Annotated in this window: 21 protein-coding genes and 2 pseudogenes; 11 read left to right on the top strand and 12 right to left on the bottom strand. The window is 42.4% G+C overall.

Going from position 1 to position 21,487, the window contains the following annotated elements; genetic code table 11:
* The first annotated feature begins 8 nt into the window (after positions 1–8).
* From BWP33_RS08885 to BWP33_RS08925, 9 genes and pseudogenes are all read left to right on the top strand, one after another.
* Positions 9–899, top strand: a complete 891-nt coding sequence (locus tag BWP33_RS08885; RefSeq protein ID WP_002641655.1) for a hypothetical protein — start codon at positions 9–11, stop codon at positions 897–899.
* Positions 900–1,193: a hypothetical protein gene (locus tag BWP33_RS08890; RefSeq protein ID WP_002641654.1), complete on the top strand. Its 294-nt coding sequence runs from the start codon at positions 900–902 to the stop codon at positions 1,191–1,193.
* 3 nt (positions 1,194–1,196) lie between these two features.
* Positions 1,197–2,996, top strand: coding sequence for a hypothetical protein (locus BWP33_RS08895; protein ID WP_104930377.1), 1,800 nt, complete (start codon positions 1,197–1,199; stop codon positions 2,994–2,996).
* A 28-nt stretch (positions 2,997–3,024) separates the two neighbouring features.
* Complete coding sequence (locus tag BWP33_RS08900) at positions 3,025–3,258, top strand: hypothetical protein (RefSeq protein WP_002641652.1); 234 nt, start codon at positions 3,025–3,027, stop codon at positions 3,256–3,258.
* A 10-nt stretch (positions 3,259–3,268) separates the two neighbouring features.
* Positions 3,269–3,736, top strand: a complete 468-nt coding sequence (locus BWP33_RS08905) for a hypothetical protein (protein WP_002641651.1) — start codon at positions 3,269–3,271, stop codon at positions 3,734–3,736.
* Positions 3,737–4,108 carry a hypothetical protein gene (locus tag BWP33_RS08910; RefSeq protein ID WP_002641650.1) on the top strand — a complete coding sequence of 124 codons (372 nt, stop codon included), beginning with the start codon at positions 3,737–3,739 and terminating at the stop codon, positions 4,106–4,108.
* On the top strand, positions 4,095–4,541 hold the full coding sequence (locus BWP33_RS08915) for a lysozyme (protein ID WP_002641649.1): 447 nt from the start codon (positions 4,095–4,097) through the stop codon (positions 4,539–4,541). Before BWP33_RS08910 ends, BWP33_RS08915 begins: the two co-directional genes overlap by 14 nt.
* Positions 4,542–4,557: 16 nt before the next feature.
* Positions 4,558–5,247 (top strand): D-Ala-D-Ala carboxypeptidase family metallohydrolase, encoded by a 690-nt coding sequence (locus tag BWP33_RS08920; RefSeq protein WP_104930378.1) that lies wholly within the window; start codon positions 4,558–4,560, stop codon positions 5,245–5,247.
* A gap of 221 nt (positions 5,248–5,468) precedes the next feature.
* A pseudogene (locus tag BWP33_RS08925) lies at positions 5,469–5,816 on the top strand (transposase); the annotation flags it as partial.
* Positions 5,817–5,837: 21 nt separating this feature from the next.
* Here BWP33_RS08925 and BWP33_RS08930 read toward each other — a convergent pair.
* Positions 5,838–6,821 (bottom strand): annotated as a pseudogene (locus tag BWP33_RS08930) (glycoside hydrolase family 65 protein); the annotation flags it as partial.
* An 89-nt stretch (positions 6,822–6,910) separates the two neighbouring features.
* The gene (locus BWP33_RS08935) at positions 6,911–8,263 is read right to left on the bottom strand and encodes an SLC45 family MFS transporter (protein WP_002641646.1); all 1,353 of its coding nucleotides are present in this window, start codon (positions 8,261–8,263) and stop codon (positions 6,911–6,913) included.
* Between the two features lie 452 nt (positions 8,264–8,715).
* Here BWP33_RS08935 and BWP33_RS08940 point away from each other — a divergent pair, with 452 nt between their 5' ends.
* Together BWP33_RS08940 and BWP33_RS08945 are read left to right on the top strand one after the other, a co-directional pair.
* Positions 8,716–9,264, top strand: a complete 549-nt coding sequence (locus tag BWP33_RS08940; protein WP_002641645.1) for a carboxymuconolactone decarboxylase family protein — start codon at positions 8,716–8,718, stop codon at positions 9,262–9,264.
* Between the two features lie 133 nt (positions 9,265–9,397).
* Positions 9,398–10,501, top strand: coding sequence for an acyl-CoA dehydrogenase family protein (locus tag BWP33_RS08945; RefSeq protein ID WP_002641644.1), 1,104 nt, complete (start codon positions 9,398–9,400; stop codon positions 10,499–10,501).
* Between the two features lie 35 nt (positions 10,502–10,536).
* Here the strand turns inward: BWP33_RS08945 and BWP33_RS12500 are convergent, their stop codons facing one another.
* The 10 genes from BWP33_RS12500 to recB form a co-directional block, all read right to left on the bottom strand.
* Entirely contained in the window at positions 10,537–10,692 is a 156-nt protein-coding gene (locus BWP33_RS12500; protein WP_155999542.1) for a hypothetical protein, read from the bottom strand.
* Positions 10,693–10,705: 13 nt separating this feature from the next.
* Complete coding sequence (gene kdsB, locus BWP33_RS08950; protein ID WP_002641643.1) at positions 10,706–11,455, bottom strand: 3-deoxy-manno-octulosonate cytidylyltransferase; 750 nt, start codon at positions 11,453–11,455, stop codon at positions 10,706–10,708.
* Complete coding sequence (locus BWP33_RS08955) at positions 11,452–11,634, bottom strand: Trm112 family protein (RefSeq protein WP_002641642.1); 183 nt, start codon at positions 11,632–11,634, stop codon at positions 11,452–11,454. Before BWP33_RS08955 ends, kdsB begins: the two co-directional genes overlap by 4 nt.
* Before the next feature lie 57 nt (positions 11,635–11,691).
* Positions 11,692–12,258: a DUF2059 domain-containing protein gene (locus BWP33_RS08960; protein ID WP_002641641.1), complete on the bottom strand. Its 567-nt coding sequence runs from the start codon at positions 12,256–12,258 to the stop codon at positions 11,692–11,694.
* A gap of 44 nt (positions 12,259–12,302) precedes the next feature.
* On the bottom strand, positions 12,303–12,929 hold the full coding sequence (locus tag BWP33_RS08965) for a PH domain-containing protein (protein WP_002641640.1): 627 nt from the start codon (positions 12,927–12,929) through the stop codon (positions 12,303–12,305).
* A 119-nt stretch (positions 12,930–13,048) separates the two neighbouring features.
* Positions 13,049–15,271 carry an NADP-dependent isocitrate dehydrogenase gene (locus BWP33_RS08970; RefSeq protein WP_002641639.1) on the bottom strand — a complete coding sequence of 741 codons (2,223 nt, stop codon included), beginning with the start codon at positions 15,269–15,271 and terminating at the stop codon, positions 13,049–13,051.
* Positions 15,272–15,830: 559 nt separating this feature from the next.
* Entirely contained in the window at positions 15,831–16,400 is a 570-nt protein-coding gene (locus tag BWP33_RS08975; protein ID WP_002641638.1) for an outer membrane beta-barrel protein, read from the bottom strand.
* A gap of 187 nt (positions 16,401–16,587) precedes the next feature.
* The gene (locus BWP33_RS08980) at positions 16,588–17,634 is read right to left on the bottom strand and encodes a porin family protein (RefSeq protein ID WP_002641637.1); all 1,047 of its coding nucleotides are present in this window, start codon (positions 17,632–17,634) and stop codon (positions 16,588–16,590) included.
* A 204-nt stretch (positions 17,635–17,838) separates the two neighbouring features.
* A complete protein-coding gene (locus tag BWP33_RS08985) occupies positions 17,839–18,498 on the bottom strand; it encodes a PD-(D/E)XK nuclease family protein (protein WP_104930379.1) in 660 nt (219 codons plus the stop codon).
* On the bottom strand, positions 18,447–21,458 hold the full coding sequence (gene recB / locus BWP33_RS08990; protein ID WP_104930380.1) for an exodeoxyribonuclease V subunit beta: 3,012 nt from the start codon (positions 21,456–21,458) through the stop codon (positions 18,447–18,449). The genes BWP33_RS08985 and recB overlap by 52 nt, the downstream gene beginning before the upstream one ends.
* Between the last annotated feature and the right edge of the window lie 29 nt (positions 21,459–21,487).

Raw genomic sequence — 21,487 nt, forward strand, 5'->3', positions numbered from 1 at the left:
GAAAAGTTATGTTTAGTCAAACAACCAAAATTCCTGCCAAAGTCTATCGCAGCACGGATAAGGACGCGCCGAAATTAGATGCGGTTGCAGGCAGCCTGAAAACCTTGTTAAAAGCTTGTTTGGTAACAGGTTATGGCGCAGACGATAGCCGCAAAGAGCCTGCTGGTTGGGCGATGCCGTTTGAGAATGATGTGAGTGCTGTCTTTCGTAGTCAATCGCCTGAATCCACGAAATTTTGTTTACAAATCAATAATGAAAATGACAATTATGCCGTACTGGGCGCGTATCAGCGCATGAGTAATTTGAATACTGGTACGAGCTATTTTGGCTACACCGATATTGGGCAAAACCATTTTGCTTACGCTGGTACGGGTAGTGGTGGTAGTACAGGAAAATGGCTGTTGGTGGCGTGCGAGCGTGCATTTTGGTTGGCTATTTTGGATACAAACAGCACCAGTTTGGTTTTGTTTTTTGGTGATGCGCGACCGCTTGCTCCTGCCGATAACACGGCTTGCGTGTTTGTTCATAGCAACTACAGCAGAGCAACGAATTGGGATACAGGCAGCTTGAAAAACCCCATGTTGGCACAAGCGTGGCAAGGTAGTGGCGCATTAATGGCTGACTTAGGTGGCAATTATTATAGCAATAGCAACCTAGCACCTTACCCCGACCCGATTCATGGTGGATTCATTGCCCATGAAGTTTTTGTCATGGAAAAGCAAACTTATCGTGCTGTTTTACCTAATTTGTTGTCATCTATGAATAACTTACGTACTGCTATGCCGACATGGTCAATATTAAAATTAGATGGCGATGACGCGGATTATTTGCTGTTGGATATTTCGGACGGTGGCGGAAATAATCACTTGTTAAATTTGAGTTATTTTGAGTACAACTAAATGAAAATTAAATTAAATATTCGCCATCGCCAAAGCCGTTACACAGGACGTGGCTATTTTTCTGGCGAAGGAAGCGGTATTGTTACCGTTGCTGGTACGCCTGCTCGCCGCCGAATTTTTGTATTTGACGAACAAACCATGATGTGTGTGCGCGATGTGTATTCACATGAAGATGGCACTTATCGTGTGGATAATCTTGATGAAACACGCACTTACATTCTGATGGGCTACGACAACCTACGGCAATACAACAAAATTGATGGCTGGGCTGGCATGAAACCTAAAGTGAATTAATTAATGAATAGCGCACAATTGCCTTTTGAATTGGGGCGGCGCGTTGAACAGCAGCCCGACACGTTGCCATTCAAATTCACATTGAATGACAACGTCGCGCCCCCAAAACCCACCAAACCAGTCGCCCCCATCAAACCGACCATTGGCGCAAATTGGACAAGTGCATGGTCAGCTCAAAGCACTCAAGGCGCGTGTTTGGCGGTTTCGGGACAAAATCAAGCGTTGGCGCAAAATTATTGGGCGCAATTTGTGGCGGTTGCGCCTGTTTCAGGCTGCCTGAACGTGGAAATCGGGACGTTGGCATGGTTGTGGTTGATGTTTGTGGGCGTGTCGGGCAGCACCGCGCGCCTGCATTCGTGTTGGCAAAATCATGTGGCGTTCGCGCCTAAACTTTCAGGCTGCCTGAAAACGCGTATCGCTGCCAACCAGTTCTACGCCAATCACACCACCACGCGCCAAGCCAACGCCCCCCATCTCACAAATTGCACCGCCACGCCAACCGCATTCACACAATATTTTGTCAATGGATTTATCGCGCAATCAAGCGGTTATCATCTTTCAGGCTGCCTGAAAACCGCCGTGAGTCGCAGCGTTCAACCACCGTGTGAATGGTATCCAATTCCCATTGACAACACGCCTAACCGTGATGATTGTGATTGCGCGTGTGGCAAACCGCCTCCACCCGATGCTTTACCTCTGGATTTCAGCACCCAAGCCGCTAAACCCGACGCGGCACAAGTCCCGATTTCGTTCGCGTGTGGTAAGCCGAAAGTTATTATTCCAAATTTGGATAATTATATGATTTATAATGAAATTAAAGCACAATTAGCGGACGGTACATCATTGGAATTGCTGTCGCTGAATATCAAAGCCGACACGGCTGGTTACTGTTGGCAAGCCGATTTAACCGTGTCGCCCGAATCATTCGTTAAAGTGAAATTCAGGCAGCCTGAAAAAGACGTGATTACGGTATTAATTAATTCAGAACGTTTTGATTTTATGGCAGAAGAGTTTAGCGATAACCGCGCATTTGGTAAAAAAAGCTACACCATCACAGGGCGTAGCCAAACGGCTTTATTGGGCGCGGATTTTGCCCATTCGTCTGCTGGTTTGGTCAATTCAGAATCATACGCCAGACAAATCGCTGATTCACAATTGAAATTTTTAAATTTTAAAATTGAAAATTGGCAGATTGTGGATTGGCTTGTCCCTGCAAATGTCTATAGTTTAACCGACAAAACGCCTATTGCGGTGCTGCAAGACATCGCGCAAACAGCTGGCGGATTCGTGGCAAGCCACCCCTATTTGCCACAACTGGATATTCGCCCAACATGGCGCGTGGCAGCGTGGGCGTTGGCAGACGCTGCACCCGATGTGCAAGTGCCAAACAGTGCGATTGTCAGCATTTCAGGCAGCCTGCAACAGAATTTGCGTTGCCATGCAGTCGGCGTAGCAGCCAACCACAATCAAGGTAAAGCCGCCAACGTTTACCGCCGCGAACATGGCAACACACCACGTGCCACCGATTTGAGCCACACGCTTTACACGGATTACAACGTTTGCGAAGCGGCTGGCGTGGCAACATTAAGCAACACAGGCATACATAAAAGTGAAACCGTCAAGCTGCCATGGATTCCCAAATACGGTTTAAACCGTGCCGAATTGGGCGAAATTTGGCAATTCAATGAACCTGCTGAATCGTGGCGAGGTGTGGTCAAATCGGTGCAAATCAGCGTGGCAATGAATGGCGAGGTGCCTGTGATTTATCAAACGTTGGGCGTGGACAGATACATGGATATTTGATTAATTCAGGCAGCCTGAAAGGGAAAAAATGAATATTTATCAGCAATTTAATCAATTATTTAATCAACCCAACCGTGCAGTCGCCCAAATCATTGCTAAAAATGGCAATGGCAGTTATTTGGCGCGTACTACACAGGCTGGCAATGAAGTTTTGTTGTATGGCAATGGCTACAGCGCAGGTCAGACCGTCTATTATGATGTAGGCGGTGGCGCAATTTTAAGTGTTGCGCCTGATTTGGCGGTACAGGATATTGGAGTTTAGGAGGTTAAGTGTGATTTTATTTAAAAAACTTGGCTTTAGGCTGCACAGTGTGCTGTGCGGACGTAGCGCGGTGGTACTGGATTTAATCATGATGCTCGGGCTTTTGGGCTTTGGCGCGGTGTTTCTGATTGATGGGGACGCGCTGATTAATGAACACCTGTATCAGAAAATTGCTACGATTGACAGCCTGAAAATCGCGTTGTCCTTGTGGTCTGTGGCGTGTTTTCAGGCTGCTTGTTTTTTAAGCAAGAATGATTTTTTGGTTGCGTTTGCGCGGTTGATTTCAGGGCTGGCGTGGGCGATTATCAGCGCAAGCTTTGGCGGAACATATCCGCCATTCCACACAGCAATGGTATTGCCCCCTATTTTGACGATGTTTGCGTTTTTGTCGGGTGTGGCACAGGCAAAATGTGCTTATCGCGCTGAACGATGTGAAAATTTATTGCAATGTATGCGTGAAAGAAAGGGGCGTGAATGAATGGTGTTAGATTTTGTAATCGCCCCCCTGCCATTTGGGTTTTATGGTGGATTTTTGGGCGGTGTGTTGGGCGTGTTGGTAACGTATCAGCGTAGCGAAATGTTAAATCAGTGGGCGCGTATGCTAGCGGAGATAGTGATTGCGGTTATTTTTTCGGGCGCGGTTGTGGAAACCTATTTGCCAGTGAACAATTTTTTGTCTTGCGCTGGTGTTTGCGTATTTATCGGGTCAGCTACGGGTATCGCGTTGGATTTGTGGCGCAAAATCGCGCCCGAGTTTTTGAGTAATTTGTTTAATCGTGCGTCTAAAATGATGACAGGCGAAGAGTTAAAAAGTAAACGGAAAGGCAAAAAAGATAATGAGAATCAGTGATAAAGGGGTGGCAATCATCAAGCAATTTGAGGGATATCGCCTTGAACCGTATCTTGATACAGGGGGCGTACCAACAATCGGCTATGGCTGTACGCGTTATGAAAATGGTGCGGTGGTACAGTTGTCGGATTTACCGATTAATCAGCTACGCGCTAATGAGTTGCTGGCGCATCGTTTGGTGGAATTTGAAAGCGGTGTTTCAGGTAGCCTGAAAGTGTCGGTGTCGCAAAATCAGTTTGATGCACTGGTATCATTTGCGTTTAATGTGGGCGTGGGAAATTTGAAATCATCTACGCTGCTGCAAAAGTTGAATGCTGGCGATGATGTTGGCGCGGCTGCTGAATTTTCGCGCTGGTATTTTGACAACAAAAAGCCATTAAAGGGATTGCTACGCAGACGTGCGGCTGAAATGCAATTGTTTTTAAAAGATTAATCAGAAAGTTAAGTATATGGAAAATTTAGAAACACTTGAAAATCAAGAAATTGAATTAACAAAAACAGAATTGCAAGAATGTGATTCTCATGAATTGGCTTGCGATAATTTAACGAAAGCAGCAATGATTGCGCCTGAAATTCAGTCCATTCCTGCGCCAATTGCAGCAAAAAATCCTGAAGATTGGGTTACCGAAAATTTCACGTGGCGTGAATTTTTGCACTCCCAAACAGCCGAACGGCTTGGATTGAAAAATGAACCCACAGCATCAGAAAAACAGAACATTCAAGCAGTGGCACAATGGCTTGAAAAACTTCGCGCGTTGTTGGCTGAAAAATATGGGCGCATTATTCCGATTCGCATTACTTCAGGCTTCCGCTCTCAAGCAGTCAATCGCGCGGTTCACGGTGCGCCAACTTCCGCGCATCGTTTTGGCAATGCTGCCGATATTCAAGCAGTTGGCTTGTCAATTAAACAGTTGGCTTATGATATTTTTGAATTCATTCAAAGTGGTAAGCTGCCAAAATTAGACCAGTTAATCCGTGAAATGCCACGTCATGGTGGGCAATGGGTACATATCGGTTTAAAAAATCATAACGGTGCGGTGCGCAATCAAATTCTATTGTATGAATGGAAAGCAAGCGCAGCTAAAAATGCATATATCTCTGTTGCCGCGTTGAAAAAGGTTGAGACCAATTTAGCTTAATTTGAAATCTATCAAAGAAATAGGCAGAAATAGAAATTTTCTATTTCTGCCTATTTCTTTTTCAGGCAGCCTGAAAACTCGCTGCCCACAAAGCACGATTTTTTTGATATCCGTTCCGCAAAAAAATCATAGCAATTGATTTCATTGTTAAAAAAACGGTTACTTTGTGAAAATTTGCGGAACAAATTTTAATGCTAAAGCCGCGTAAAGCCTTTGTTTGAATTGCAACAGCTGGTAATGTAAATGATATTGTTGTTGCGCCTGATTTATTGGCACAATTGGATTTAAGTGATAATGAAACCGTGTGTGCTGATAGGGGTTTTGACAGTGATACTTTTCGTCGGTTAATTCAGTCTAAACAAAGTAAAGCCAATATTCCATATAAGAAAAATAGAGAACATCTTAATGTGGGCACAGATTGGTATTTATATAAAATCAGGCACTTGGTAGAAAACGCTTTTGCACGATTAAAGCATTTTCGTGCGCTGGCAACACGGTACGATAAATTAAAACGTAATTATGAAAGTACTGTATCATTAGCTTGTGCTTTGATTTGGTTGAAATTATAGCTAAAATGTCATTAGCCCCTAGTAAGTTGCGAATAATTGGAATAAATTGAATCGGATACCTTGTTGTGCTTCGTCATTGCCTTCAATCACGACATCAGCAATATTCCAGCGTTCTTGCCAACCCGATTCGTGCGCAGCAAGCAAATCTTCAAACGATTGCGCGGCGATTTTGTCCGCTAATTCGCGCCCAGCTTGTTGCACGGCGGTCAAATCGGCATAATCGCGGCTTGTGGTAATAATGACACGTTTTTCAAATACTTGTGTTTCTGAATCCACGCTGCCTGAAAATTCATTACCCACTTGCCAATCGGTTTTGATGGTTGCGCTTGCTTTCAGGCTGCCTGAAAAACGTTGTTCCGCGTTAACAATAAATTGTTCCACGCCAAATGGGTTGGCAACGGTCTGCGTGGCAATTGCTGAACGTTCTGCCGATACGTCTTGCGACAGCACTTGCCAAAATTTTTCTTCGTAGTTGGAATCTTCGTTTTTCACATCCGCATCAACCAGTGATTGAATGCGCACTGCATGGGTTTTGCCATCTGTTGCGGTCATTTCCCAACGAATGAACGCCAATTCTTTTTGTGCCACCGACAAAAATTTGGTAATCGCAAATTTGACACCCAAAACCGTGAATTGGCGGCGTAACACGCCTGTTTTCATGTCCAATTCAATGGCAAAATCGCTCACGTCATTTTTGGCTAAATCTACTTCGGTATCATCAATAAAAATGGCTACTTTACTGAAATTCAAAGCATTAATTGCTTTACCAAAATATTTGGGATAGCCGTTTTTCCACCAACCCACGCGCGTTTTATCGGGAAACCACACACCAGCGATGTACGTCCCCAAATGACTATCGCCTGAATAGGTTTCTTCAAAATTGCCACGCATTCCCATGTAACCGTTGCCGATACTGGTCAGGCTCTCTTGTAGGCGTTTGTGTTCTTTTTCCAATTTGCTTGAGCGGATTGTCCAAGGCAAAACGTCCATAATACGTAAATACATCTTTTTGTTTCCTTTACTGTTTTGATAATTTTCGTAGGTAGAGCGCGCCCTACCTATTTTTGCCGTTTATTTTCAGGCAGCCTGAAAAATTATTGTTGATTTGCGTGTGTTTCTTTAATCAAAAATACCGAAAACGCGCCCAATAACAACATCAAACCTGCTACAAAAAACATATTCGCTTGTTGCCCGCCGAGCATCGGATACAACGCAAAACCCAACACCGAAGCCACAATTTGCGGCAGACAAATTGAACCGTTAAACAAGCCCAAATACGTCCCCATGTGTTTGCCAGATAAGGCGTTAGACACGATTGTCAGAGGATAAGTCAAAATCCCAGCCCACGAAATTCCAATAAAAATAAACGATAGAATCAAAATATATTGATTACTCACAAACGCAATAGATGTTAAACCCAATACGCCCAATGCCAAGCAAATGAAGTAACCATGTTTATGATATTGGTTCGGCACTTTCGCCAAAACATACGAGCAAATCACCGCCGCGATAGATTGCACCGCCGCTAACACGCCATACCAGTTACCAGCATCTTGGTAAGCGGCAGAAGATGGGTCGGTGGTTTGCCACACATTTGCCGCAATCGCACCAGCCGAATACGTCCACAAATATTGGAACGCAAACCAACAGAAAAATTGCGTCAGTGAAACCGTCCAAAAGGCTTTGGGCGCGTTTTTCAGCAAATCAATCCAGTTGGCTTTTTCGTGATTGGCGTTTACGTCAATGTTGTGGTAACGCGCATAAGTTTCGGGGTCATATTCTTTGACTTTAAAAATGGTTAATGCGCTTGTCAACACAAGCAACGCCGCACCCACATAAAACGCAATTTTTACGGTCGCAGGCACTTCGCCTTTGTCCGCTACGTTGCTCAACCCAATAATCGCAAACAACCATGGCAAAATAGATGCAACAATCCCGCCCGTGTTCGCCAGAAAACTTTGAATGCCGTACGCATGGCTTTTTTGGTCGTCATTGACCATGTCGCCAACCATCATTTTAAATGGTTGCATCGCCATATTAGACGACACGTCCAGCAACGCAATCATCAACGCACCAAACATCAACGCCGCCATAGACGCGTAACCAAATCCGAAGCTGCCTGAATTCGGCATCAAAATCATCGCAATCAACGCGATAATCGTCCCGTAAACCAAATATGGCAAACGGCGACCGCCTAATTTCGGTAACCAAGTACGGTCAGAATAATGACCGACAATCGGTTGCACCACCATGCCTGCGAGTGGCGGTAAAATGAAAAACCAACCCAAACTGTGTGGGTCTGCGCCCAACGTTTGGAAAATGCGGCTCATTTGCGAACTTTGCAGCGTGAACGCCGTCTGAACGCCCAAAAAGCCTAAACTCATCATCCAAATGGTGCTATTGGGAAGTGTGGGTAAACCTTGAGATTGTTTTGAAGTATCGGACATAATGCAACTCTTTGAATTTTAAAGTTGAAGAAAAATTTAAGACAAATCAAATCACAGCATTATAATGAAATTTATGATGGATAAGTTGAAATAAACTTTCATTTATTGCGGCACATCAAATTTTATGGTTAATTTTAGAACCTGTGTTCATCATCTTAATAGCTTGCTTTTATCGCCATTTCATGCGCCTACTGCGTTGGTTTAAAAAGTCGTCTTTTATTTGCAAAAATTTTCAATAAAATCAAGTTATCAATCTGACGAACACAGGTTCTAAAATTTCAGTCTAAAAATTTTTCTGCAACAAAATCACAAAAAAATGAGACGATTTTACATAGAAGCAAAATTTATAAACCACATGATTAGACAATCTTTTTCATTCATCGCTCCATTTGATAAGATAACGCCACTCTCTATTTTGAACCCATTCATTTTTATTTAAGGAATAATCAATCATGGCTCGTTTACCCATTCACACTGTAGAAACCGCCCCAGAAGCCGCTAAAGCACGCGTTCAGGCTGCCTTAGATGCCAACGGCTTTTTGCCAAACTTGATTGGTGTGTTGGCCAATTCGCCTGAAGCATTGGCGTTTTACCAAGAAGTCGGCAAATTAAATGGCGCAACCAGTTTAACGGCAGGTGAGCGCGAAGTGGTACAAATCATTGCTGCTCGCCGCAACGAATGTGGTTTTTGTGTGGCTGGTCATACCAAATTGGCAACATTGAAACAATTATTGTCAGAACAAGCTATTAAGGCATCACGTGCCGTTAATCCCGCTGAATTTGATGATGCCAAATTAAGCGCGTTGGCAAACTTTACCATTGCTGTGATGGAAAACAAAGGCGCGGTTTCGGACGCTCAATTGAAAGCATTTTTAGACGCAGGTTACACACAACAACAATCGGTTGAAGTGGTATTGGGCGTGGCGTTGGCAACTTTATGCAACTACACCAATAATTTAGCCAAAACCGAAATCAATCCTGAATTGCAACAATTTGCTTAATTTCAGGCAGCCAATCAATTCATATATCGCCATGACTGCAACCACAGGCGTGGCGATTTTTATGGCTTATTAATTTTATAACTATTTGATTTATATGTTTAATATTTTTCAGGCAGCCTGAAAGGAAATCATCATGTCGCAACAAACTTTATTAAACCAAATCGCTGAATTAACGGAATGCCAACTCGCACCTATTGTGCAAGACATTGACCAAAAAGGTATTTATCCTGAACAATTTATGTTGAATTTGGGCAAAATCGGGGGCTACCAATCGGTTGGCACAGTGGAAGAGGGTGGCAATGGTTTGGGTTTGACCACACAAATTTTAGCGATTCGTGAAGTTGGTAAAGTGTGTGGCGCAACCGCGTTTTCTGTGTGGTGTCAATCGGCTTGCGGCTGGTACTTGCATCAAAGTAAAAATGAAACCGTTAAATCACGCTATTTGGCGGACGTATTACAAGGTAAAGTGTTGGCTGGCACGGGAATGTCAAATACTGTCAAACACTTAGCTGGAATTGAAGAACATAATTTGAAAGCTGAAAAAGTAGATGGTGGCTACCGTGTTCATGGTGTGTTGCCGTGGGTGTCCAATTTGGGCGATACGCATATTTGGGCGAATACGGCGGCGGTGGACGGCGGTTATGTGATGTTTATTACGGGGGCGCAGCGCGATGGCGTTACGCTGAATCCTTGCCCTGAATTTTGTGCTTTGGAAGGCACGCGTACCTTTGCGTTGAAATTTGACAACGTGTTTGTGCCACATGAAGACGTATTGGCTGAACCTGCCGAGTTTGAGAACTATATTAAATCCATCAAAGCGGGTTTTATTTTGCTGCAAATTGGTATTGGTGCGGGGATTATTGATGGCTGCCTGAAAGAAATTGAGTTGGCAAATGTCAGCAATGGCGAAGTAAATTTTTATTTGGATAATCAAATTGATGAGTTAGAAACTCGTTTTCAGGCTGCCTTAGCGAAAACGGCAAAATTGGGCGATGCAGCGTGGCAAAATCAAGCCAGTGTGTTGGAAACTTTGCAAACGCGTTTGGCGGCGGCTGAATTGTGCTTAGACGCGGCACAATCTGCGGCTTTGCATGCTGGAGCAAAAGGTTATTTGATGCGTAGTGCTGTGCAACGTCGTGTTCGTGAAGCGATGTTTGTGGCTATTGTTACCCCTTCAATCAAACATTTACGTAAAGAAATTGCTGATTTGGAATTTATTGGAGAATTTTCTATTTAGTTTGTTAATATGATTAAGAGCAGCCTGAAAGCACATCATGTTTTCAGGCTGCCTGAACATATTGTTAAGAACCTGTATTCACGGCTAAGCGCGATGTCTTTTTCCACCATTTGGCACGCCCGATGTGTTGAATTTGCACCAACTGGGACAACAATCCATTCACTTTGACTATGAATACAGGTTCTAAACAAAAAATCGTATTTTCTAATCAAAATAAGCACGAATCCGCGCTAAATCTTCCGCCGTGTCCACGCCAGCAGGAGGGACAAAATCAAGGACTTCTACCGCAATCTCATAGCCGTGCCACAACACGCGCAATTGTTCCAGACTTTCGCAAATTTCCAGTGGTGATACTGATAGGTTGGCATATTTTTTTAAAAAATCAACACGATAAGCGTAAATGCCAATGTGGCGTAAAGGAGCGGGTTGTGGTAATTTGGGTTTATCAGCCAACATCAAATCACGCGGATACGCAATCGGTGCGCGACTAAAATATAACGCATTACCAGCCTGATTCAGTACCACTTTGACACAATTTGGGTTGATAAATTCATTAAAATCATGAATATAATGTGCTGCGGTTGCCATAGGTGCGTTGTTGTTTGCCAATTTTTGAGCCACGCGTTCAATCAATTCGGGCGGAATCAACGGTTCATCACCTTGCACGTTTACCACGATTTCATCATCAGCTAAATCAAGCAGTTGTGCGGCTTCGGCTAAGCGTGTTGTGCCGCTGGTGTGTTGTTCGCTGGTCATGACGGTGACGATTTGGTGTGCTGTGCAGGCAGCCTGAATGCGTGGGTGGTCGGTTGCCACGATGATTTTTTGTGCATGACTTTGGGCGGCTTGTTCGGCGGCACGGACAATCATTGGTTTGCCCGCGATATCGGCTAATGCTTTTTCAGGCAATCGGCTTGATGACAATCGAGCTGGAAGAATAACGGTAAATTTCATGATTTTACTTCTAAATTAGTTAATTGACGCGCTTCATTTTCCAACATAATCGGAATGCCATCACGAATCGGAAACGCCAGCTTAGCAGATAAACTCCATAATTCTTGCTTATCTTCATGATATTTAAGGGGCTTTTTGGTAATGGGGCAAACGAGCAAATTAAAATATTTTTGTTCCATAATCAAGACCTTTGATTTTAATGAATTGGCTGGAAAGTTTTTGAGACAGCCTGAAAATTATTTGTTTTTTGTGGATTTTGGGGAGATTACGTTGTTGGGATTTTGTAAGGCTTGAAATTTTGCCATGACGTTGGGTAATTCGGCAGCCAATGCCGCCGCATAATACCGCGCATTCAAATCCGCCAAATCGCGCCCTGATTGTTCCCAAAATTCGGGACTTTTCGCGACAATTTTTTGCCCAATTGAGCTGCTGGCAAATTGAATTTGTGCATCAATTTCTTCTTGGGTGTAGGTTTGTTTAAGCGCACGTTTCACAGCGGCTAATTCGGCTTGACGCAATTGAGGCGTGAAAACACGTTGTTTCACTTTATCTTCAAATTCGTTGATAATATCTATGATTTGATTGCGTTTTTTTAAATTTTTGCCTTGTTTTGGTGATGGCAAGGCATCTTTCCATACGCTTTCACTCATTTGTTGTAACGCAATATCATTTTGAATATCCAAAGCTTTTTCAAATTGCGTAACTTGCAAATATTGGTTGATGGATTCATCGCTGGGGGGTTGCGCCCAAGTGGGTACGGCAACCGCTAACGCAGCAATAGGCAAAATGGAAACTAATTTCATGATTATCCTTGATTTTATTGTTTAGGCAGCCTGAAAAATGTTCATTAATGATTTAAGTAATGTTCAAAAATTGCCCCAAAATCATATTGACGAATGTCTTGCAGACGTTGATTATAGGCATCTTCCAGTTGTGAAACCGTGTGATTGAGCAATTTGGGCAATGCCATTACTGCTTTTTCTGGTAATGTTTTTAAATCAATCATGCCTACGGCTGAAGTGAAACTTTTTTCCAATACCCACTCATGATTTTTGATGGTTTGACACTGCTCGCTAATGGCAATCAAAGCTTTATAAATATCGCGTACGGATTCAATTTCTTTTTTATCAATGTCAATGGAAAAAAGTTCTGTTTTATTGAGTGTGAATTTGAGTTCTACATCTAAATCAATTGTGCCTGCCGTTTCAATGAACACATGACTAATGGTGTAATAGCGGTAGGGGTAGCGTTTTAGGGTACGTTTTTTGCTAACTGCGCTTTGTCCATCTAAGTGGATAAATGCCAGATTAGTAAAGCAATATTCATCGGATTTGGATTTAATCACGAAATAGATTTTCTCATTGTCTTCATGGAAAATATAATCGTCGATATCGGTTTGATGGAATTGGTCGGGTGGAATGATTTTGCCAATGTCGCTCAATCCAAGCGCGTCGGCGGCTAGGTTTTTAAACATCTTGTTATTTCCTTTTGAGGCGTAGAAAGTTTTCAGGCAGCCTGAAAAGACAGCGCGTCTGCGACACACATTTTCAGGCTGCCTTTTATTGATTTAATTTAATCAAATCAAATCAAATATTACAAACCATCAATTACCGCATTTAATTTTGCGCTTGGACGCATGGCTTGTGCGGTTTTTTCAGCGTTTGGCGCGTAGTATCCGCCGATGTCCACAGGTTTACCTGCGCCAATTGCCAATTCAGCCAAAATTTCGGCTTCTTGTGCGGCTAATTGTTCAGCTACTGGCGCAAAAGTGGCTTTCAATTCAGCGTCTTTATCTTGTGCAGCCAACGCTTGCGACCAGTATAAGGCGATGTAAAAATGGCTACCGCGATTATCTAACTCACCTGCTTTGCGTTTGGGTGATTTGTCGTTTAACAATAATTGCTCGGTTGCTGCATCCAAAGTGTCTGCTAAAACTTGGGCTTTTGGATTGTCTGTTTTTTGTGCTAAATGTTCCAATGACACCGCCAACGCCAAAAACTCGCCCAAAGAATCCCAACGCAAATGATTTTCTTCGTTGAATTGTTGAACGTGTTTTGGAGCAGAACCGCCCGCACCTGTTTCAAACATACCACCACCATTCATTAATGGCACGATAGACAACATTTTTGCTGATGTACCCAATTCCAAAATTGGGAATAAATCGGTATTGTAATCGCGCAATACATTGCCTGTTACGGAAATGGTGTCTTTGCCGTCTTTCATGCGTTGCAAACTTGCCAAGCAGGCATTTTCAGGCGACATGATTTGAATATCCAAACCATGAGTGTCTAATTCGCCTAAATATTGTTTGACTTTTTTAATCAATTCTCGGTCATGCGGGCGATTTTCATCTAACCAAAAAATCGCTGGCGTTTCGCTTAAGCGCGCGCGATTGACTGCTAATTGTACCCAATCTTTAATTGGTGCGTCTTTTGCTTGGCAGGCACGCCAAATATCGCCCGCTTCCACTTGGTGTGAAGTCAAAACATTGCCTTTTTCGTCAATAATTTCCACTTTGCCATCTGCTGGAATTTCAAATGTTTTATCGTGTGAACCGTATTCTTCGGCTTTTTGTGCCATTAAACCCACGTTTGGCACTGTTCCCATTGTGGTTGGGTCAAATGCGCCATTTTCTTTACAGAAATTGATAGTTGCACGGTAAATGCCTGCGTATGAACTATCAGGAATCACGGCTTTGGTGTCACGCGCTTTACCGTTTTTGTCCCACATTCTGCCTGAATTACGAATCATCGCGGGCATAGACGCGTCCACAATCACATCGCTTGGCACATGCAAATTGGTAATGCCCTTATCAGAGTCTACCATGGCAATATCGGGATTTTGTTCGTAGGCTTGGACAATCGCTTTTTCCACACCAGCACGCGTATCAGCGTCCAATTTATCCAAATTTGCCAATAAGTTACCAAAACCATTATTGACATTCACACCAGCCGCAGCCAACTGTTCGCCAAATTGTTCAAATACAGGCGCAAAAAACACTTTAACCGCGTGCCCAAAAATAATCGGGTCGGACACTTTCATCATGGTCGCTTTCATGTGCAATGAGAACAAAACGCCTTGTTCTTTTGCATCTTTGACTTGCTCTTGCAAGAATTGGACCAATGCTTTTTTGCTTAACACGGTTGCATCAATGATTTCACCAGCTTTTAACGCCAAAGGTTTGCGTAATTCTTTCAGGCTGCCTGCATTATCGGTAAACACGATTTTGACGGTTGTCGGTTCCGCAACAGTAACAGATTGTTCATTATGGAAAAAATCGCCACTCTCCATAGTCGCAACGTGTGATTTGCTGTCTGCTGTCCACGCGCCCATGCTATGCGGATATTTTTTGGCAAAGTTTTTCACGGCTTTTGGCGCACGGCGGTCGGAATTACCTTCGCGCAACACAGGATTGACGGCTGAACCTTTGATGCGGTCGTAACGTGCTTGAATTTCGCGTTCTGCATCTGTTTGTGGGTCGGCTGGATAATCAGGCACGGCAAAACCTTTGTTTTGTAACTCTTTGATGGCAGCCGTTAATTGTGGCATGGACGCGCTGATATTTGGTAATTTAATCACATTGGCTTCGGGTTTGGTAACCAATTCGCCCAATTGAGCCAACGCATCTGGTACGCGTTGATTTTCCTGTAAATATTCGGGAAATACCGCCAAAATGCGCCCAGCCAAAGAAATATCGGCTAATTCAAATTGAATATCGGCTTGCTTGGCAAAAGCGCGAATAATCGGTAAAAACGATTGCGTTGCCAAAGCTGGGGCTTCATCGGTGTGGGTGTAAATAATGGTTGATTTGCTCATGTGACACTCCTAATAGATTTAAATTTTTCTTTTCAGGCAGCCTGAAAGACGCGCCTACGTGTGATTATGGCATAAATTCACTTAAATTTACACATGATAAGTGTGCCACTAGAAAATAAACTGTAATTTGTAATTTAAACCAGTGTTGTTTACAGTAATCGATAAGAATACCGTAATGCGTAATTGCATCTGATTTATTGGAATAATTGGATTTGAGTCAGACGGAAACTGTCTGTGTAGAGATTGGGGTATTTCAAATGATTGTGCGTAAACAATACTTAGAACCTGCATTCACAGCCAAGCTCGATGTCTTTTTGCCCCATTTAGCACGCCTGCTGCGTTGAACTTCATGCCAATAGGAACGCTATGAACGCTATTGGCATAAAATTCGCCTTAAATTTCACCAACTGGGACAAAAATCCATTTCACGTTGGCTATGTTTGTTTATGATTGTACTTTGGCAATGAGAACAAGAAAGTTTTATCTGTATTTTCAAACCTTACAAGATACACTTTTACCTCGTTGCCTCTCGTTTTTTCAGTATCATACCTGAAAGCGATTAAAAATTGACTTGCCCACCCACACCAACATAATCTGCACCTTTGCGGTCTACGCTGGTATTGCGTTTGAAAACGTGGTCATAATCGCTGCGCACGGCAAAATTGTTATTGATATTGTAGCTTGCGCCCACGCCTGCGGTAAATTGTGGACGAGCATTGCTGTCAATGCCACCGCTTGTTTCATGGTCTACAGCAACTACGCCTAATTTCGCGAACACGCGCCCACGATTTTGCGTGCTTGTGCCAATAGTGGCGCGAGTGCCAACACCATTAACGCGTACACGTTCCATATTGCCATTTTTGCCTTTATATTCAAATTTATCACCGCCTTGATAGTATATTTCGCCGCCCATGTAATCATTCAATTGCAAACCGAAGCCGATTTGTCCTGCTACGCGTTCATCACGGCTATTGAAATTGCCATCCAGTGTTTTTAAGCCGTCTTGTGCTGTGCCGACTGTTCCGAAAACATAAGGTTTGACTGGCGTTAAAGATACTTCACCCGATACATTTTCAGCATGAGCGGTTAGGGCAGTTGTCGCTAACAAAATAGTTAAAAGTTTTTTCATGGTGTTTGCCTAATTTGTAATTAATAATAAATACGCGTTCACAGACTGCCTATTCAATTTTCAGGCAGCCTGAAAATTTTAGGAATCAATGACAATTTTGATTTGCGAAGTTTGTTTCACAGGCAAAATTGTTAAAAGTAACAGTACAATGAATTATCATTAACTCCTAATGCACAGGTATTATGATTTATTTGAAATGATGTTGCAAACCTAAACCAAAATAATGTGATTTTGAAAAGCGCATATTGTCATAATAAACGTGTGGCGAACGTTTAATGTTGTGGTCATAATCGACGCGAATGGATGTTTTGTCCGTAATTTTATACGAACTACCCAAGCCCCAAACCCATTGTGGGTGGAAATCATCTTGATGCACGGCTGCAACACCCACTTTGGTAAATATACGCACTTTGGCATCAGCATTTGTACCCAAAATCAAACGCGAACCCAATACACGACGATTGACTTTTTGTTCAGTCCCTGTGGTGCTGGTGTATTTTTTGTTTTTACCACCTTCAAAGTACACTTCGCCACCAACATATGGGTTGAATTGTAAACCTACGCCAACTTGTCCAGTAACGGTGCGTGATGAGTCGTTATAAATACCGCGGTTGTAGAAAGCAGGTTGTTTGCCGTTGGCATCCATGTGTTCGGTGTGCATGCCAATTGTGCCGAAGACATAAGGTGTGATTAAGGCAGCTGTTGCCATAGGTATGGGTGCGGTAGGTTCAGCGGTCGTCGCTACGGTTTCGTTAGCGATGGGTTGTTGTGTGTGCTGTTGTACCAAAGTAACAGGGCGTGGAGCGGAAGTAGAGAACCAGTTATCGCATTGCCCCATGGTTACGCGTACGGCGTTACCTGATGCGTCAGTGTACACATTCACGGGCATATCGGGGCTAAATGGAATAAATTTTCCTTGTAAAACAGTCGATACACCATCACGCCCTGCGCGTTTACCTACGCCGACATCACATGCACCTTTGGCATATTGTGAACCTAAATCTTTCAATGTTGCGGTTTGAACGCTTTTTTCGCCAGCGCGTAACAGGGGTTTTTTGTGTGTAAATGGTTGATAAAATTTCGCTGAACCAGATTGAACAGCGGCATCACATTCTGCGGCTGTGTCGTAACCTACGTTGCCATGTGCGTCATAAGTAGCGTCTGCTTTGGCGATATTGGTTGTGAATGATGCAGCTAAAATCGTGAAAATAGATAAAATGCGTTTGATGTTCATTGTGTGTTTATGCCTAAATAAATAAATTAAGTTAAACTGAAATTTAAATATAAAATCAATAAATTTAGAACATGAATTCTATTATTAGAATAATGTTACTTAACATCTTCATGTCAAAATTTCGCGCATTTTACTGTTTATTTTTTATGTTTAAGTTAATTAATGTAAAAAATTAATTATTTTTGTTGTTATTTTTTTAATTAGTTATGTCCATTTTGTTAAATCTGCAACATCAATATCCCACGTCCACACGCCATTATCCGTAATTCCATCCAAGCCACGCAAAAATAAATAGCGCACTGCAATTTTTTCAGGCAGCCTATCACGCGATTTTAAATACCGCGCAACCGCAATTGCATAAATAAATGCTTGAAAATAATAATGATGTTCTGCCATAGCATCATTTATGGCGTGTGGTGTGTAGGCAGCGGCTGAATTACCTAAATAATTAGATTTATAGTCAATAATCAATATGTTATTGTCGGGCGTTTGTGCAACTAAATCAACTGCGCCATTTAAAAAGCCGCGTACATCATAAAAATTCAATTGTTGGGCTGCCTGAATGATTCTTTCAGGCAGCTTATTTTTTTGTGCGGCAAACCACGCTTGAATATCGGCTAAACGAAAATGCGTGGTATGTATCAAAAAAGTCATTTCAGACAAATAATTGCGTGGATTTAAGCTGGCTAAATTGACACGAGCCAACAATGGCGTTTCACGCGCAAAATCACACATTTGCACCACTGCATCACGCCAAATATTGGCATCAAATCGTGCTTCATTTAATTTTTTATTAATCCAATCAATTTGTTTTACAGCAGGCTGTCTGAAATCCAATCGCTCCAAAATGGTATGTAAACACATACCCGCCGCCGCCCTTGAGGAAAAGCATGAATGCTGTCGCCATCAGGCGGCGTGGTGGGCAGTGCAGTCATTTGCAATTCGTCTGAATCCAGTGCAGGCAACAGCAATTCGGTAGCACGTTGCGTTTGACGACTTAAGCTGGTAAAGCTGGCGTGCTGAATAAATTGAAAATGGCGATTTTGGAATGATTTTGCTTGATAATTGGGTAAATCAGCATTTTGTTGTTTTTTTAAGTTGCTTGAATGGTGTGTATCGTGATGAACAATAAATTCAAAATCTGCACCATTTTGGTTATTTTGAGCAATAAAATTGCGCCAATGATTTTCGTAAGCGGTGGCATCTTGGGTTAGATTTTTATCTGCATTTAATAGATATGCCAATGCGTTGATGAATTGTCCTTCATTTTCTGCGCTTTTCTTGGGTTGTTCGCTGCTTTGGAAGTGTGAGACGTATACATACAATCGTTCTCGGGCGCGTGTCAATGCCACGTACAATAAGCGTAAATCTTCAGATAAATTTTCTTGTTGAATGGATAATTTGTCTGCATCACTTTGTTTATATTGGTTTTTACTGATGATTTGGGCTTCGCCAGTTTCATGACTAATGTACCATTGTTGGCGACTGCTATCGTTACTTTTTTTCCATGCAAATGGACAAAATACAATTGGATATTCCAGACCTTTGGCGGCGTGCATGGTAACAATTTTGACCAAATTTTCATCACTTTCTAAGCGCAAAACTTGGTGTTCAGCAGTGATGCTGTTATTTTTTAAGGCTGCCTGAATTTCCTGATTTAGCCATTGATGCAAAGAAGTAGGCGTGTGGCTTAATTCGTCTTCTTGTGCAAGCAACTCCATGATTTGATGTAAATTAGTGAGTGATCGTTCATTTTTTTGTGCCAATAAATGCGTTTCCACTTGATGGCGAGTGAAAAATTGCTGTAAAGCTGAATAAATGCCAAATTGATGCCAAACTTCCAACGTTTGATTGGCACTATCAATCCAAGTTAATAATTTGTTTTCATCGATATTTAAATCTTGCAAGTCTGCGGAATCATATTTAAATAAACAACTTGACAAGACAAAGCGCAGCAGCCCCAATTTTTGTGGCTGAATCACAAATTCCAATAAAGCGGCTACCGCTTGTGCTTCGGGTTCAGCGAAAATATTTGCTTTACTTAACAGGACACTTTGTATGCCCAAACGTTTCAATTCGCGTTGTGCTACTGCCCCGTCTTTGTGGGCGCGAACCAAAATAGCAATTTGCCCAGCATGTACATTTTCGTCATTGATTTTCAGGCTGCCTTGAGCAGATTGTGCCAATAAATCGGCAATTTGCTGCGCACAAATGGCAGCGGACTGTTTGACTAATTTGTCTTGATTTTCGCCATCATGGTTGGACAGCCAACGAATTTGCACAGATGATAAATTATCTGATAAATCGGATTGTTGGCGATGAGCTTGTATGGGTGTGTAGGTAATTTCAGGCAGCGCAAAAGCTTGTTCACGTTGAAATAATGAGCTGATGCTGTCCATTAATTTTTTGTGGCTGCGATGATTGGTATTGAGGGTGTAATGGTACTCGCTGTCTTTAACTGCTTGTAAATAAGAAAAAATATCCGCGCCACGAAAACCATAAATCGCCTGTTTGGGGTCTCCGACCAAAAATAGTGGTGTGTTGGTTTGGGCGAATGCAGTGCGGAAAATGGCGTATTGCAGGGGGTCGGTGTCTTGAAATTCATCAATTAATGCCACATGCCAATTTTGCGCCAATGAATCTACAAGTGATTGACTGTATTCGGGATTATTGAGTAATGCGTGATGTACGTCCAGCAGCAAATCATCAAATATGCGTTGTGGGCTGTGTTTTTTTTGTTCTTGGCGATATTGGCGTAAATAGTTTGTAAAATCACAACTGAGTTGATGCAAAACATTTTGTTCGGCGGCGATTAAATAATCAGTCAAATCAGCAAGTTCACCTAATTTTGCTACGTTTCGCATTTTATTTTCATCGGGGCGTTGTTTTTTGATTTTTTCATCAATAAAATCATAATGAAAAGGAATGTTTTGGCTGCTGTTTTCCAGTGTTTTGCGTAAGTTAGCTAAATCAGGTAACTCAAAACGCACATTTTCTTTCAGCCAATCAAATTTTTTGGTAAATGATTCTTTACGGAAATTGCGTCCATCTAAGAGCGGTTGGATTGCCCAAAAATCTGCTTCTATTTGATTGATTTCAGATTGAATATTCTGCCATGCTGCCTGAAAATCGGCCAATGTTTGCGCATAGTCATACTGACATTCAGGCTGCCTGAAAGGAAGATAAGGGCGTGAAATAAAAGATTTTAATTCAAACAATTGATTTTCTGGTGTTAATCTATGACGATGCACCAAGTTTGCCAAATGCGGTTGCGTGGCAACTTGGGTACGCCAAAAATCTTGCGCAGCAATAATTTGTTGATTTTCTGCTGATTGTTCGTCCAATTGAATGTCAAATGGCACTTGGCACAAAAATGCAAAATCTTGCAAGACACGTTGACAAAAACCATGAATGGTATAAATCGCTGCATTATCAAATTCGCTGATGGCGGCTTTTAGGCGGAGTTGGAGTCGGGCTTGGTCTTCTTTTTGCAGGGCTTGTTGAATCAAATTTAGCAAAAATTCATCTAATTTTCCATTTGAGTGGCAATTTTGTTTTAATAAATCAAAATTATTGGCAGCATCTGGCGTTCGGTTCAATATGCTTAAAGTTTCGTCGAGGCGAATACGTAAACGGGTTTTGAGTTCTGCGGTGGCAGCTTTGGTAAACGTGACCACTAAAATCGTATTTATGCGGTAATGTTCTAATAAAATCAATCGGGTAAATAATGCAGCAATGTTCCAGGTTTTGCCTGTGCCTGCGGATGCTTCTATGAGATTGGTATGAGAGATGGGAACTTCTAGCGGATTGAGTGTTTGGAACATGATCGGTAGCCTGAAAAAAATGTTAAAAT

It is taken from the genome of Simonsiella muelleri ATCC 29453 (genome assembly GCF_002951835.1).
Taxonomy (GTDB): Bacteria; Pseudomonadota; Gammaproteobacteria; order Burkholderiales; family Neisseriaceae; genus Simonsiella; species Simonsiella muelleri.

What these genes read in the sequence shown, in the direction of transcription:
- BWP33_RS08885 (WP_002641655.1), top strand. Translation starts at nt 9, where the DNA reads ATGTTTAGTCAAACAACCAAAATTCCTGCCAAAGTCTATCGCAGCACG.
- BWP33_RS08890 (WP_002641654.1), top strand. Translation starts at nt 900, where the DNA reads ATGAAAATTAAATTAAATATTCGCCATCGCCAAAGCCGTTACACAGGA.
- BWP33_RS08895 (WP_104930377.1), top strand. Translation starts at nt 1,197, where the DNA reads ATGAATAGCGCACAATTGCCTTTTGAATTGGGGCGGCGCGTTGAACAG.
- BWP33_RS08900 (WP_002641652.1), top strand. Translation starts at nt 3,025, where the DNA reads ATGAATATTTATCAGCAATTTAATCAATTATTTAATCAACCCAACCGT.
- BWP33_RS08910 (WP_002641650.1), top strand. Translation starts at nt 3,737, where the DNA reads ATGGTGTTAGATTTTGTAATCGCCCCCCTGCCATTTGGGTTTTATGGT.
- BWP33_RS08915 (WP_002641649.1), top strand. Translation starts at nt 4,095, where the DNA reads ATGAGAATCAGTGATAAAGGGGTGGCAATCATCAAGCAATTTGAGGGA.
- BWP33_RS08920 (WP_104930378.1), top strand. Translation starts at nt 4,558, where the DNA reads ATGGAAAATTTAGAAACACTTGAAAATCAAGAAATTGAATTAACAAAA.
- BWP33_RS08935 (WP_002641646.1), bottom strand. Translation starts at nt 8,263, where the DNA reads ATGTCCGATACTTCAAAACAATCTCAAGGTTTACCCACACTTCCCAAT.
- BWP33_RS08940 (WP_002641645.1), top strand. Translation starts at nt 8,716, where the DNA reads ATGGCTCGTTTACCCATTCACACTGTAGAAACCGCCCCAGAAGCCGCT.
- BWP33_RS08945 (WP_002641644.1), top strand. Translation starts at nt 9,398, where the DNA reads ATGTCGCAACAAACTTTATTAAACCAAATCGCTGAATTAACGGAATGC.
- kdsB (WP_002641643.1), bottom strand. Translation starts at nt 11,455, where the DNA reads ATGAAATTTACCGTTATTCTTCCAGCTCGATTGTCATCAAGCCGATTG.
- BWP33_RS08955 (WP_002641642.1), bottom strand. Translation starts at nt 11,634, where the DNA reads ATGGAACAAAAATATTTTAATTTGCTCGTTTGCCCCATTACCAAAAAG.
- BWP33_RS08960 (WP_002641641.1), bottom strand. Translation starts at nt 12,258, where the DNA reads ATGAAATTAGTTTCCATTTTGCCTATTGCTGCGTTAGCGGTTGCCGTA.
- BWP33_RS08965 (WP_002641640.1), bottom strand. Translation starts at nt 12,929, where the DNA reads ATGTTTAAAAACCTAGCCGCCGACGCGCTTGGATTGAGCGACATTGGC.
- BWP33_RS08970 (WP_002641639.1), bottom strand. Translation starts at nt 15,271, where the DNA reads ATGAGCAAATCAACCATTATTTACACCCACACCGATGAAGCCCCAGCT.
- BWP33_RS08975 (WP_002641638.1), bottom strand. Translation starts at nt 16,400, where the DNA reads ATGAAAAAACTTTTAACTATTTTGTTAGCGACAACTGCCCTAACCGCT.
- BWP33_RS08980 (WP_002641637.1), bottom strand. Translation starts at nt 17,634, where the DNA reads ATGAACATCAAACGCATTTTATCTATTTTCACGATTTTAGCTGCATCA.
- BWP33_RS08985 (WP_104930379.1), bottom strand. Translation starts at nt 18,498, where the DNA reads ATGTGTTTACATACCATTTTGGAGCGATTGGATTTCAGACAGCCTGCT.
- recB (WP_104930380.1), bottom strand. Translation starts at nt 21,458, where the DNA reads ATGTTCCAAACACTCAATCCGCTAGAAGTTCCCATCTCTCATACCAAT.